This is a genomic window from Gloeocapsa sp. PCC 7428, from assembly GCF_000317555.1.
Lineage (GTDB): Bacteria > Cyanobacteriota > Cyanobacteriia > Cyanobacteriales > Chroococcidiopsidaceae > Chroogloeocystis.
On the sequence record NC_019745.1, the window covers coordinates 5,378,458 to 5,392,244 of the forward strand.

At 40.7% G+C, this 13,787-nt stretch carries 11 protein-coding genes; 10 read left to right on the top strand and 1 reads right to left on the bottom strand.

All coding sequences use genetic code 11. The features are described from left to right. The first annotated feature begins 671 nt into the window (after positions 1–671). From GLO7428_RS23675 to GLO7428_RS23685, 3 genes are all read left to right on the top strand, one after another. Entirely contained in the window at positions 672–3,035 is a 2,364-nt protein-coding gene (locus GLO7428_RS23675; RefSeq protein WP_015191120.1) for an NACHT domain-containing NTPase, read from the top strand. A gap of 41 nt (positions 3,036–3,076) precedes the next feature. Continuing rightward, on the top strand, positions 3,077–3,955 hold the full coding sequence (locus tag GLO7428_RS23680) for a tetratricopeptide repeat protein (RefSeq protein ID WP_155823864.1): 879 nt from the start codon (positions 3,077–3,079) through the stop codon (positions 3,953–3,955). Positions 3,956–4,033: 78 nt separating this feature from the next. After that, positions 4,034–4,840, top strand: a complete 807-nt coding sequence (locus GLO7428_RS23685; RefSeq protein WP_015191122.1) for a pentapeptide repeat-containing protein — start codon at positions 4,034–4,036, stop codon at positions 4,838–4,840. A gap of 5 nt (positions 4,841–4,845) precedes the next feature. Here the strand turns inward: GLO7428_RS23685 and GLO7428_RS23690 are convergent, their stop codons facing one another. Next, a complete protein-coding gene (locus tag GLO7428_RS23690; RefSeq protein ID WP_015191123.1) occupies positions 4,846–5,256 on the bottom strand; it encodes a YjdF family protein in 411 nt (136 codons plus the stop codon). A gap of 425 nt (positions 5,257–5,681) precedes the next feature. Between GLO7428_RS23690 and GLO7428_RS23695 the strand changes: the two genes are divergently transcribed. The 7 genes from GLO7428_RS23695 to GLO7428_RS23720 all read left to right on the top strand — a co-directional run bounded on the left by GLO7428_RS23695 (position 5,682) and on the right by GLO7428_RS23720 (position 13,772). Next, complete coding sequence (locus GLO7428_RS23695; RefSeq protein ID WP_015191124.1) at positions 5,682–6,701, top strand: glycosyltransferase family 2 protein; 1,020 nt, start codon at positions 5,682–5,684, stop codon at positions 6,699–6,701. Between the two features lie 9 nt (positions 6,702–6,710). Further along, positions 6,711–7,709 carry a glycosyltransferase family 2 protein gene (locus GLO7428_RS23700; protein ID WP_015191125.1) on the top strand — a complete coding sequence of 333 codons (999 nt, stop codon included), beginning with the start codon at positions 6,711–6,713 and terminating at the stop codon, positions 7,707–7,709. 9 nt (positions 7,710–7,718) lie between these two features. After that, on the top strand, positions 7,719–8,843 hold the full coding sequence (locus GLO7428_RS23705; RefSeq protein ID WP_015191126.1) for a glycoside hydrolase family 5 protein: 1,125 nt from the start codon (positions 7,719–7,721) through the stop codon (positions 8,841–8,843). Positions 8,844–9,106: 263 nt separating this feature from the next. Continuing rightward, a complete protein-coding gene (locus GLO7428_RS23710; RefSeq protein ID WP_015191127.1) occupies positions 9,107–10,249 on the top strand; it encodes a choice-of-anchor tandem repeat NxxGxxAF-containing protein in 1,143 nt (380 codons plus the stop codon). Between the two features lie 390 nt (positions 10,250–10,639). Beyond that, entirely contained in the window at positions 10,640–11,971 is a 1,332-nt protein-coding gene (locus GLO7428_RS23715) for a ferric reductase-like transmembrane domain-containing protein (RefSeq protein ID WP_015191128.1), read from the top strand. A 21-nt stretch (positions 11,972–11,992) separates the two neighbouring features. Further along, positions 11,993–12,130 (top strand): hypothetical protein, encoded by a 138-nt coding sequence (locus tag GLO7428_RS28660; protein WP_178378128.1) that lies wholly within the window; start codon positions 11,993–11,995, stop codon positions 12,128–12,130. A 442-nt stretch (positions 12,131–12,572) separates the two neighbouring features. Next, on the top strand, positions 12,573–13,772 hold the full coding sequence (locus GLO7428_RS23720) for an ABC exporter membrane fusion protein (RefSeq protein WP_015191130.1): 1,200 nt from the start codon (positions 12,573–12,575) through the stop codon (positions 13,770–13,772). The last annotated feature ends 15 nt before the right edge of the window (positions 13,773–13,787 follow it).

Sequence of the window (13,787 nt, forward strand, 5' to 3'; positions counted from 1 at the left end):
TATCATTTATTTAGAACTAGGCAGGAGAATCATCAGCGCTTTCTCTATCAAGTTTGATGCAAGGCGCATCATTTACGAGTTGCTTTATAGTTTTGCATATCTCATAAATTAATCAAGCCTAATCAGGGTTTAAAGATGTGTATTTTATGTGTTTTTTTTGTATATAATCGATTTTGCGATTTTTTTTAATAGTTTGTTGTTTTTAATACAACTTTAGCTTTTCTTAATAGTAATAAATTGTTTTTTTCGCTACATATGTCGTTTAGATTCTAATCTCTCTAAAGGAAGAAGAAAAAAAATGTCAAAGCAAGAAGAATTAGTATAATTTTGCTTGCCTACCCCGATGCCAGCAATAATTAGCCATTTATTACTATTAGTAGTTGCAAGAGATAAACAATGTTAGATATCTAGTGTAAAAAATTACCAAAATTATCAAGATTAGGATTCATAAATAACTTGGCTGATTAAGCATACTTATCTTGTATATATTTTGGTCACAGCGCTTGAAGCAGCACTAAAAAAAATTGATTGTTGTGGTGAATACAGACTGAATAAGTCTGTTACTATATAGTTGAGAAAAATTAGCTAACTTGAGTGTTCTTCCCAGGCTAGTTTTATGACGTTTTAAGCTAACTCTGAATACCATCAGTAGGGTTTTACTCATTGTAAATATGAAAGTACAGGCAGGGCGATCGCTAAAAGCATCACCGGAAGGACTTAACCGCGCCAATCGGGCTATGTTGATGTTTGCAACCAAACTTGATTTGGCAGATGAGTTAGAAGTCTCGCGCTCGACAGTGCAAAAGTTCTTTGCTGGCAAACCGGTAGGGCGAGAAAACTTTCATAAAATCTGTCAAAGGTTGGAATTACCTTGGCAAGATGTTGCTGAACTAGAAACTTGGGAGGAAGAAACTGCTGAATTAGGCGAGGAAGTTGAATTTGCTCAGATAGCGTTAACTAACTTCAGTAGCCGGTGTGACATAGACATATCAGTACAAGAGGTACGCGACAAACTACGTACCGCAATCGAACAAAGGTGCGGGCTAATGCGGGTACTAGATATGTCCCAGCCCGTTGAATTAAACAACATTTATACCAAAATTAACCTACTCAAAAAAATTACGGGGCGACGCCGACTAGAACTCGCCGATTTACTCAAAGTTTGCGTTCCAGACGAATTTGATCGTCCAAACTTGGGAGAAGTCACTCAAAGCTCAATATCAGGTTTAGATGCACTCCAAGAGCATACAAAGTTAGCCGTATTAGGTAAACCAGGTGCAGGCAAAACAACTTTTTTGAAGCACATTGCTTTACAATGTATCAACGGAAAGCTACAAGCCAATCGAGTCCCCATCTTAATCGCGCTCAAAGACTTTGCCGAAACACCCAAACAGCCAAGCTTGCTTGAGTACATAGCACAGCAGTTTACCAGCTGCGGAATTATAGATAGCGCGATCGCGGCTCAAATATTAATTCATGGTAGGGCGCTCGTCTTACTCGATGGACTCGACGAGGTGCAGGAGAAAGATTGCTACCGCGTTGTCCAAGAGATCCGAAATTTTGTAGCGAAGTTTCTTCATTGCCATTTTGTCTTGACGTGTCGAATTGCAACCCGCGAATATACTTTTGAAGAGTTTACTGAGGTAGAAATTGCTGATTTTGATGCAGATCAAATCGCCAGTTTTGCTCATAATTGGTTTGTTTCGCAAGAGGAAAGTACAAATTTTCTACAAAAGCTCCAACAAAACGCTACAATTCGCGAACTCGCGACTAATCCATTATTACTAACGCTAATATGTTTAGTATTTGCAGAAACAGCGAGTTTTCCTACCAATCGCACGCAGTTTTACAAAGAAGGAATTAATCTACTGCTCAAAAAATGGGATGCTAAGCGTAACATTGAACGCGAGCAAGTCTACAAAAACTTGTCAGTGAAACACAAGGAAGATCTACTTAGCCAAATTGCTTTTCAGACGTTTGAACAAGGTGAATACTTCTTCCGCCAGCAAGAGTTAGAACAGTACATTGCTGATTATATTCGTAGCTTACCGAGTAGCGTCACGGCAACTCAAGCATTGCAACTCGATAGCGAAGTCATTCTCAAATCAATCGAAGCTCAACATGGGTTGTTAGTAGAACGCGCTAGGGGAATCTATTCGTTTTCGCACTTGACATTTCATGAGTATTTCACGGCGCAGACAATTGTTGATAACCCCGATCCTGACGCTTTAGAGCGAGGGTTACGAAAACTGGTTAGTCATAGCACAGAGAAGCGCTGGCGGGAAGTATTTTTGTTTAGCGTTAGTATGCTACGAAATGCTGACTATCTGCTGCTGTTAATGAAGCAACACGTCGATCAACTCCTAGCAACAGATGATCAATTACAAGCGTTTCTTACTTGGGTTAGCCAAAAAGCTCGTAGTATGTGTTTACAGAAGTCAGTACTCGTACGAGCTTTCTATTTTGACCTTGACGTATCACGAACTTCTAATCTATTCAGTAGTACTTTAGATTTATCGCGTGCGCTTGAGCCGACAATAACTCGTAAAATAAATGATGAGCTTGCACTTGACCTGGCGCTTGATCGGACACTGGCGCTTAATCATGTCATTAAAGATACTCCCAAGCGCATCCTGACTTTCAAGCGTGTTCTTGAGCGAGCAATCAACCGTGCTAGTATTGTCGATCCTAAGCTTGAGCAAGAATTGGAACAACTTAAATCACAAGTATTCGGCTCACTTAACGATAGTGAATTTGACCTGTGGTGGGAAGCTAACGGTGATGCTTGGATGGAACAATTAAAGGTCGTCTCTATTTCCTATCGGGATTTTGGCTACGATTGGCAGTTTAGTCGTCAGCAGATGGAAATACTTAAACAATACTACAATGCCAACCAATTATTGATAGATTGTCTGAACGATAGCTGTTATGTCAGCAATCGAGTGCGGCAAGAAATTCAAGATAATTTGTTACTACCACTTGCCGAAATTAAAGCATTGTCACTTTGGCACAAAACTGCTTTTCAAGCAAGTTAAACAATATTGAACAGGTACAACTAATGATAGAAAACGAGTTGATGAATCTTGCTCGAAATCATGAGTATGAAAAGATTCTTGACCAATATCAAGAATATGCGATCGCCTCAATTGCAGAAGTTGCAGACTTTTTGCGTACAGAAGATGTTTATAAAGTAGCAACCAAACTATATCAACACTTGCTGAAGCACCAACAAACAGCAGATTTTCATTACGGAATCGGTCAATGCTATGGTAAAACTTACGATTACGCAACCTCATTGCACCATCTTGAACAAGCATTTACCGCAAATAGAAGTGAAGGAGCCAATTACTACGCTTACATTCTAGAGCGCAACTTTTTGATGGATCGCGCTTATGAATGGTATCAAAAAGCTTTACAGCGTGGCTATGACACCGACTTGTGGACACTCTCACACTATGCTTATTTCTTAGAAAAGTACAACCGTATAGAAGCAGCAGAACAAGCTTACAATGATGTTTTGACTAAAAATCCTGCTTACACGTGGGCAGTGAAACGGTACGCTGTTTTCTTACTCAAGCAAAATGACTCTACTCGCTCGATGGAGCTTATGCAAGATGCATTACACAAATTCCCTAACAATCCTTTTGTCAAACTCAACTATTTAGAATATCTTATCATTCGAGGAATGCTAGAAGAATACAACGAGTATTGTCAAAATTTAAATTATGAAGAATTAGTTCTGCCATTCCAAATACTAATTGATCTATTTGACTATTATTGCAATTTTCTACTTAAAGGCAAAACAGATCGTGTAAAAGTAAATTCTTACGAAGAAAAAGTCAAAATTTATAAAGATGGAATTCATCGAGATTTTGATGACTTGACTGATCTTCTTACGTCTAGAAATGGCGACATCGTAGAGTGGAAACGTTTAATTGATATTTTATTAATTTAGCTTGCTAAAAATAAACCTAATTTTAGGGGCAAATCTAAAATTCGTGCAGGAGGTTGATTGTTTAGGCTGCTAAATGCCATGAGAAACCGAAGTAAGCAAGCATCTCAAGTAGATCGAGAACATCGCAAGCGTTGTGGAAAGCATATTCCACCAGTGAAGCAGGCTAAGTTTTTAGCAACATTTAACTCATTCGAGAAACGTTTAGAAGTTATTCTTGATTGGCTCAAAAACTTAGCGTTTATAGAAATTATTCAACTCATTGGTAATTTATCAATTCTTTCTGCTGCGATTTTTGTTATTTTTAACGAACGCCAACAGCGCAATACAGAAATTTATCAAGCATGGCAAGTGATTACCGCAGCATACGATCAACCTGGAAGCGGTGGGCGCATTGAAGCACTTGAGTTTTTAAATAGTACACCTAGAAGAATCCCTTGGTTTTGGCTAGAGTGGGAGCAACAAAGTTTAGCAGGTTTAGCGTCCCAGAAAGCTTATTTGGTTAATATTCAACTTTCTAATGCAATTTTAATTAACGCCAATTTACAGGAAGCTATTCTGGCAAGAGCTAACTTACAAAATGCTACTTTATTAAAAGCCAATCTCCAAAAATCTATTTTGGAAGAAGCTAACTTACAAAATGCTAATTTGATAGGAGCTAATCTACAAAACGCTGATTTGGCAGGAGCCAATTTACAGGAGTCAGTTTTGATTGGAACTAATTTGTATCAAGCAAATCTGCAAATAGTTAATTTACAAAGAGCAAAATATACAGACAAGAATACAACACCTGAATTTTGTCAAAAATATTTTCTAAGTCATCCTTGCCCTACTGTCTTTCCTAGTCATTTTAATCCTCAAGTAGCAGGAATGATCTTATTAAGGTAGATTGCTTAACCTTTACCGCGATGTCTTGCTTTTGCTTTTTGCTGCGCAAGTAAACGTTTTTGCTCTTTTTCGGCTTCTTTTTGAGCTTTAGAAACCACTTTCTTTTCCTTTTTTCGAGTTTCTAACTCGCGTTGAATCACCTCCTGTGCCATTGTAGACACGCCTCTAACAGACTCTTTGGCAACTTCTCTTGCAAGACGCTTAGGATTAACTTTCTTTTCTTCACATACATTTAATTCTATTGAAGAAGTGGTATTTTCTAAAATTTTCAGTGCGGAATGGATTACGAAGTTCAAAACTTCAGGATCTTTAGGTTCTGAGCCAAATATATGTCTTCCGGCTTTAAAAGAACCTTCGTAGTTTATTTCAACTATTCCTTCCCAAAATTGACCGTTAAATAAAATTGTCAGCTTCAATTCTGACTCCAATCATTATAGTAAAAATTCTGCGTTGCCTGAAGCGAAGTAATATATGATGTGTTCTACAGATATATACAAGTCAGTATTTTTTTAGACCAATAAGACTATACAATAGCGCAAATATTTTTATTTTTATATGAGTTGCGAAATAAAGACACTTGTTACACAGATATCCACCACAAGATAGACAAAATAAACACATTAATTTTACTGTGTAACACTATGATTTATTGAAACCAAGTAAAAGTTTAATAGTACTTTATTAAACAAATATTACAATTTTGGCTTTCTACTTCTGGAAGATTTTGACGTTGTAAGTTTCCTATAAGTAGAGAACTTTGAGGGCTATTTACAGCATCTTGATTAATTCTTCGGTATCCTCCTAGTAAAAAATTTATGCCTTCTAAAAATTACATCAAAAAATGAAAAAAGTAACAGTCATTATTCCGGTGTACAAAGTCGAGAAGTATATCGCTACAGCAGTAGCATCGGTGGTAGCACAAACATATCAAAACTGGGAATTGTTAATAGTCGATGATGGTTCGCCGGATGCGAGTGTGGCGATTTGTCAGCAGTTTAACGATCCGAGAATTAAGATTATTCACCAAGCAAATTGTGGTGTATCCGCAGCGCGCAATACTGGTATTCGTCATGCGCAAGGTGAAATTATTGCGTTTTTAGATGGCGATGATCTGTGGCTACCACAAAAGCTAGAAAAACATTTGGCGCATCTGGAATCTTCCCCCAGTGTAGGTGTGAGCTTTAGTCGTTCCGCTTTTATTGGTGAATCGGGAACACGTTTAGGAATTTATCAGCTATCGAAGCTGAAGGCGATCGCACCATCGTACATACTTTATCGCAATCCCATCGGCAACGGCTCGGCTCCGGTCATTCGGCGTGAAGTTTTAGAAGCGATTAAATATTCAGATGCTCAAAATGACTGCTATTTTGACGAGCAACTGCATCATATCGAGGATATTGAATGTTGGCTGCGCATTGCAATTCAAACTTCTTGGCAAATTGAGGGCATTGCTGAAGCTCTCACATTGTATCGTGTCAATTCAACAGGAGCTTCTACCAATGAATTGCAACAACTAGAGTCGTTAGAAAAGGTACTCGCAAAAACTCGTACTTATGCCCCTGAACTGATTGCACGATGGGAACGCCCCGCGAAGGCTTATCAATTAAGATTTTTAGCTCGTAGATCAATCCGCGAACAAGCTACATCAAAAGCTGTACAACTTGTGCATCAAGCTATAGCAACTCATTGGCGGATCTTATTTGAAGAACCACGCCGAACACTTTTAACTTTAGCTGCTGCTTATTCGCTGTTGCTTCTACCTAACTCAATCCACAAAAAAATAGAAGCGATTGCTTTAAAAATGACAGGAAACAGCCAAAAACGCCGCATTCATCAAGAGCAATCTAGACAATTGGCATAGTATCTGAAAATGAAAAAAGTAACAGCGATCGTACCGGTGTACAAAGTCGAGAAGTATATCGCTACAGCAGTAGCATCGGTGGTAGCACAAACATATCAAAACTGGGAATTGTTAATAGTCGATGATGGTTCGCCGGATGCGAGTGTGGCGATTTGTCAGCAGTTTAACGATCCGAGAATTAAGATTATTCACCAAGCAAATCGTGGTGTATCCGCAGCGCGCAATACTGGTATTCGTCATGCGCAAGGTGAAATTATTGCGTTTTTAGATGGCGATGATCTGTGGCTACCACAAAAGCTAGAAAAACATTTGGCGCATCTGGAATCTTCCCCCAGTGTAGGTGTGAGCTTTAGCCGTTCCGCTTTTATTGATGAATCGGGCAATTTACTCGGTACGTTTATGATGCCCAAACTCAAAAATATTACGCCGTCGTATCTCTTGCTCGATAGTGTTGTTGGGAACGGTTCGGCGGCTGTCATGCGGCGAGAAGTGATAGAAGATAGTGCGATGCAGGGTTGTTATTTCGACGAGCAATTGCATCATGCTGAGGATTTAGAATATTGGCTGCGCATTGCAATTCAAACTTCTTGGCAAATTGAGGGAATTCCTGAAGCGCTTACGTTGTATCGAGTGAATCCTCAAGGGGCTTCGCAAAATTTATTCAAGCAGTTTGAGTCATTAGAAAAGGTTCTCGCAAAAACTCGTACTTATGCCCCTGAACTCGTTGCACAGTGCGATCGCCCCGCGAAGGCTTATCAACTCAAGTCGCTGGCGCGAAGTGCGATTCGGATGCACTCGGGAACAGTCGCGGTAAATTTGATGCATCAAGCTTTGGTTACTCATTGGAGTATTTGGAAAGAACCTCGTCGTACGCTGATGACTTTAGTTGCTGCGTATTTGTTGTGGTTTCTACCGCAATCTTTTTATCACCAGATTGAAACTATTGCGCAACGCATGATCGGAACTGTGCAAAAATACCGCATTCGACACGCGAGACAATCTATATAAATAAATTCTATGCAATATACTCGTTCTTGCTCTCGCTCTCATTTTATCCGGTTTGGTCTACTCGCAATGGCTTCTGGGCTAACAGGTATTGCGTGCGATCGCCTGCAAGCCGCATCACCTACCACAGTTAAACCCAGCCGATTGCAGACTTTAGCCAAAGGTTTTAATCTCGGACACTGGCAACGACACAACCTCGCTGATGGATACTATACATTAGCAACATTGCAGCAGTACAAGCGCTTGGGATTGACTTACACGCGCCTACCTGTTGTTTTATCAACATTTTTCGATAACAAGAATCCTGGTGTTTTAAAGACTGATTCGCTAGCGACTCTCGATGCGATCGTGCGGCTTCACGCGCAAGTAGGGCTGGGAATCATTTTAGCGCCGTTTAATCATCCCAAATCGCTGTATTCCGATCCTGCTGTACTCGCTAAGTTTGTTGCGTTCTTTAAAGCTTTTGCAACTCATATGCGCAGCAGCGATCCCGAAAAGGTGTTTTTGGAAGTGATGAACGAACCAAATGCAGAAACACCTCAAGCTTGGGATCGGGTGCAAATCGAGTTAATCAAAGCTATGCGCACAGGCGCACCCCACCACACAATTATTGCCAGTTCCAATGTGAGTGCGACTGCAAACGATTGGAACAACGCGCGATCGCTTCCTTTGACTCGCATTGTTGCAGATAAAAATGTCGTGTATAACTTCCACTTTTACGAACCATTTGTTTTCACCCACCAAGGCGCTTCCTGGGGATGGCGTGCTACACAATTTATGAAAAATATCCCCTATCCTGCAACTCTTGCGACAATAACTCTTCCACTGAGCAAAATTCAAGACACTGAGGCGAAAAACGCAGTAGAGCATTACGCTCAACAACAATGGGATCGAGATAAACTGATAACACTCTTATCTCCGATCGCCAATTGGGCAAGAACCAACAACGTTGCAGTTTTATGCAATGAATTTGGTGCGATTCCTTGGACAGTTCCGCGCGGTTCGCTACTACGCTATCTCAAAGATGTGCGACAAGTATTGGAATCTATGGGGATCGGTTGGGGACAGTGGTTTGAGCTAGATGTGCATGATGCAGAAGTCATGCAAGCACTTGGGTTAAAACCAATTCGTCATTAAAGTTACACGCATATCACACGTAAAATCTACACATCTACTTAGTTATTTGAATGCAGTTGTCGTGAATCTGTGGAAAAATTTGAGAAGCTAGCCAAGTAGCTTTTGGGTGCAGCTACTCAGTTACAATTCATCTCTACGCAGCTAATTCGTCAAAATTGCGATCGCAACTGCTTAAAGTCTACTTCTGTCACATTCGTTTCAAGTAACTCCGATTTCATTCGGAGCGTAAACGCTTTTAAACTTTTAACTACATAAGCAATACAATGTCTCGCTACAAGTTTACCCAAATCAGTCAAATTAGTACTTCCCATAGTGTATTTAGAGCCTCTGCTATCAACGACAAAGGAACCGTAGCTTTTGAAGGTTTTGTCGATCGGACTCTTCCACCAAACGGAATTTTTACCGGTTCGGGAGGCGGAAATACAACAATTGTTGATGGTAGCCCTATTAATCACATTTTCTTTAGTCCTACTATCAACAACAGCAACACAAAGTCATTCATTGGTGTTTTTTATAGTCCAGACTACGCCCAATCTTATACAGGGGTTTTTACCGAGAATAATGGAAAGATTACTACTATTGTTGATAGTAATCGTGAATTTGGATACTTTAGTCACGCCAAATTGAACGATCAAGGGGCAATAGTTTTTAATGCCCTTCTAGATACAACAGAAGCGGGAATTTTTGTTAATCAAAATGGTAAAACAACAACGATTGCTTCCAGCCGCGATCGCTTTAGTAACTTTAATGCTGGCTTTAGAACCGTAGGAACTGATGGTCCTGCTAGTGCTTTTAGTGTACCATCGATTAATGATGCTGGCACGGTTGCGTTTCACGCTACTTTGGATACAGGAGCAACTGGAATCTTTCTTGGTAGAGGTAAAGGAACTGTTAAAGTTGCTGACAGTACTGGTAGATTTAGATCCTTCAGTTCACCAGCTATTAATAATAATGGCACGGTTGCCTTTTTAGCTCAGTTAAATAATGGCAAGCACGGTATCTTTAAAAAGAGACGAGATCGAGAAGTAGAAACGTATATTGACGATAGTGGTCCTTTTAGTTTTTTTCAATCAATTCCTGCGCTTAACGATCAAGGTCAAATCGCCTTTTTAGCTTATCTTCATGCGGGAGGTGGTAGTGGTATTTATACAGGAAAAAACCCTGTAACTAACAAAGTTATTGCTGTTGGCGATCCTCTTGCTAATTCTAAAGTAGTGGATCTGGTGATTGATGGACGCGGATTGAACAATACTGGTCAAGTGACATTTGAAGCGCTGCTAGAAAATGGTCAAACCGCAGTTTTCCGTGCCGATCCCGTTTCTAATGCTAATGTTGGGGGTGTTTCAGTATTGACTTTAAGTATGTTTGCTGTACTAGGTTTGTGTTGGTGTAGGCGAAATAAGTAGTGTTATTAAACGAAGGTGCTGGAACAAAAAGCAGCGTTAAAAATTGACCTCGACGAGCGAGTTAAGTTAGTAATAAACACTTGAAAAAAATCTTAGCCTATGCATTTGTACGACGATTTTTTTCACGCTCAAAAAGTTATTACAGCCATTTGGCATTAAGAAATACTCTACAAACAGGAGTAACTACCTGAATCAAATGAGCTAGACAAGAGAAAAACTCAGAGGATTGAACGGAACATCTAAATTCGAGATTTAGAAAGATAATATGTTTTTCTAAGTCTCAAAAAATGCCTGAACCAATTGTTAGACAATTTTAACCACTACGATTTTGGTTGAAATATCTAACAACAACTTGATCGCACCACCCTCAAAGTAAGTGGAAAGAGAAAGATGTTTCAAAGAAAAAATTTCTGGGTTGTAGGAATATTTTGGATAGCTTTACATCTTCTATTAACCCTTTCTCCGTTGTTGATTCTGTTGATTCAGCCAGCGCCAAGTGGGAGGGGTTTTTGGATTGAGTTTTCTGCGGCTTTTGGATATGTAGGCTTGGCAATGATGATGCTGCAATTTGCACTGACAGCGCGTTTTGATGCGATCGCGGCTCCTTACGGTATTGATATTGTTCTGCAATACCATCGCTATATTACCCAAGTCGCATTTGCTTTGATCCTTGCTCATCCCATCATTTTATTTTTTCACGATCGTCAATACCTACAAGCGCTCAACTTTTTTGCGGCTCCTTGGCGAGCAAAATTCGCCATTCTTTCGACGATCGCTTTAATATTACTTGTTGTCACTTCGGTATGGCGACAGAAACTCAAGCTCAACTATGAAGTGTGGCGCACCAGTCACGGAATTTTTGCTGTAACTGCGGTAGGGTTAGGGCTAGCTCATGCTTTTGGCGTGAACTACTATCTTGTACTTCCTTGGAAAGCTTTGCTGTGGACGCTGCTAGCGTTTGTGGCGTTTGGTTCATTGATTTATGTCCGTTTGCTCAAGCCGTGGTTGATGATGCAAAAACCCTATCGGGTAGAAACTGTGGTTCCACAACGAGGTAACGCTTGGACACTCGTACTGCGTCCGCAGGGACATGAAGGTATTCGTTTTTCTCCAGGACAATTTGCTTGGTTAACGCTCGATCGCTCTCCTTATCACATTCAAGAGCATCCGTTTTCGTTTTCTTCTAACGGCGATCGCACCGATCAAGTCGCACTCACAATCAAAGCCGTTGGTGATTTTACAAACAAAATTAAACACATTCAACCAGGGACAAAAGCTTTTCTTGATGGTCCCCACGGCGCTTTTACTCCGGATCAGTTCAGCTTCACTGGCTTAGTTCTCATCGCCAACGGTGTAGGTGTCACACCAATGTTTAGCATTCTCGTTACCTTTGCTCAACGCGGCGATCGCCGACCAATTCACTTAATTTACGCCAATGCTTCCTGGGAGAATGTGGCTTTCCGCGAAGAATTAGAATATCTCAACAAGCAATTAGAGAGCTTGAGTGTAACTCATGTAATCAAAAAGCCTCCTGAAAATTGGGCGGGAGAGTCGGGCTATATCAACAAAGAACTGCTAGCACGACATATTCCAAGCGATCGCGAAGGCTGGCGCTATTTTCTTTGTGGTTCGCCCCGCTTTTTAGCTGAAGTCGAAAAAGCCTTACACGAGCTAGAAGTTCCCGCTAAATATATCCACATAGAACACTTCAATCTTGTTTGATGGAGGTAACAACTAAGAATTATGCGTTTCAACATCATGATTGAAGTCGTAGTATTTGTCTCCGTTGTCCTCGTGCTGACATCAGCTTTATTCGCTTACATCCAAAGACATCCAGTCAAGCCAAGCATTGATTCTGATTTAGTTGCACCTACTCAGTAATTAACATCTTCGCCGCTAATCGCAGAAATAGAAAACCCCAAACTTGCGCGCATCTTATCTTGTGAACATAAAAGAAACACAAGTTACACACTTTTACACCTTTATCGCAACTAGATTAAAGGTACAACGTGTCATAGTGAACTAAATCGAAACATTTTTGGTAGGTTGATAAATTCTTAGATCTCAGTTACGAGAATTATTGCAACGAGCAACTTAAGATTTTGCAACTTTTAGTGCAGGTGTCAAAGATAAAATCAACTCTCAAAGGACATCTAAAAAAGAATAAACTTCCCATTTGAGAGCGTCCTAAATTTGAAGTCCCCCACACATGGGGATTTAGGGGCTACTTCTCCTGAGTTAGCGTCATACCAAACTGCGGTGTCAAACACAAGCTACGACTTTACAACACAGCAGTAACATTCAGATCTACAAACCAGCTACTATGTCAATCGTTACAGAGAAGCCAGGGTCAAAACAATCACGCTTCAAGCCAAATAAGTGGCGCATTCCTTTAATCCTTGCGACAACTGTTGTTGTTGGTACTGTTGCTTTCATTCGATTTCACCAAACAAATCAACCAACGCCTACAGTAGTAACTAATCCGACGCCAGTCACCCGCAATGTTGTTGCGTTAGGGCGCTTAGAACCACAAGGAGAAGTTGTCGCCCTATCTTCACCAAGTTCAGCACAAGGCGCAAGAGTTGAGCAAATCTTGGTAAAAGAAGGCGATTGGGTGAAAGCAGGTGAAACAGTAGCAATTCTAGACACGCATACCCGCCTACAAGCCGCGCTAGAAAGCGCTCAAGCCGATGTACAAGTTGCGCGTGCTGCACTCGCAAAAATCCAAGCAGGAGCGCAAACCGGAGAAATCGAAGCCCAAAAAGCCGCGATCGCCCGTCTGGAAGCCGAACTTGCAGGACAACAAGAAACGCTTCAAGCAACAGTCGCGCGTCAAGTAGCAGCGCAGCGCAATGCTCAAAGTGACTACGAACGTTATCAACGGTTGTATCAAGAGGGTGCAATTTCTGTGCAAGAACTGGAAACAAGACGCTTAAATGCAGAAACCGCACGACAGCAAGTTAATGAAAGCCAAGCAACTCGTAACGAAACAATCGCAACTTTACAACGCCAAATCGAGGAAGCGCGAGCCAATCTCAACCGCATTACCGAAGTGCGCCCAACCGACGTGCGCGAAGCCCAAGCTCAAGTAAATCGGATGCTGGCTGCTGTTAAATTAACTCAAGCAGAATTAGCATTAAGCTATATTAAAGCTCCCATTGATGGGGAAATCATTAAAATTCACACGCGATCTGGAGAAACAATTAGCTCCGATGGAATTGCTGAACTCGCGCGGACCAATCAAATGGTTGTCGTTGCAGAAGTTCTTGAAGAAGATATTAGCAAAGTACGTACAGGTCAAACAGCGAGTATTACTAGCGAAAACCGAGCTTTTTCTGAAAAAATTCAAGGGACTGTGTCACAAGTAGGTAGACAAATCGGTAAACAAAACATTTTAGATAGCGATCCTGCTGCGGATGTTGATGCCAGAGTTGTAGAAGTCAGAATTAATTTACCCACAACAGCTAGCGAGTTAGTTTCTGGTTTTACTTACGCCAAAGTGGTTGTAGAAATTAATGTTTAAACTGAACAATACTTA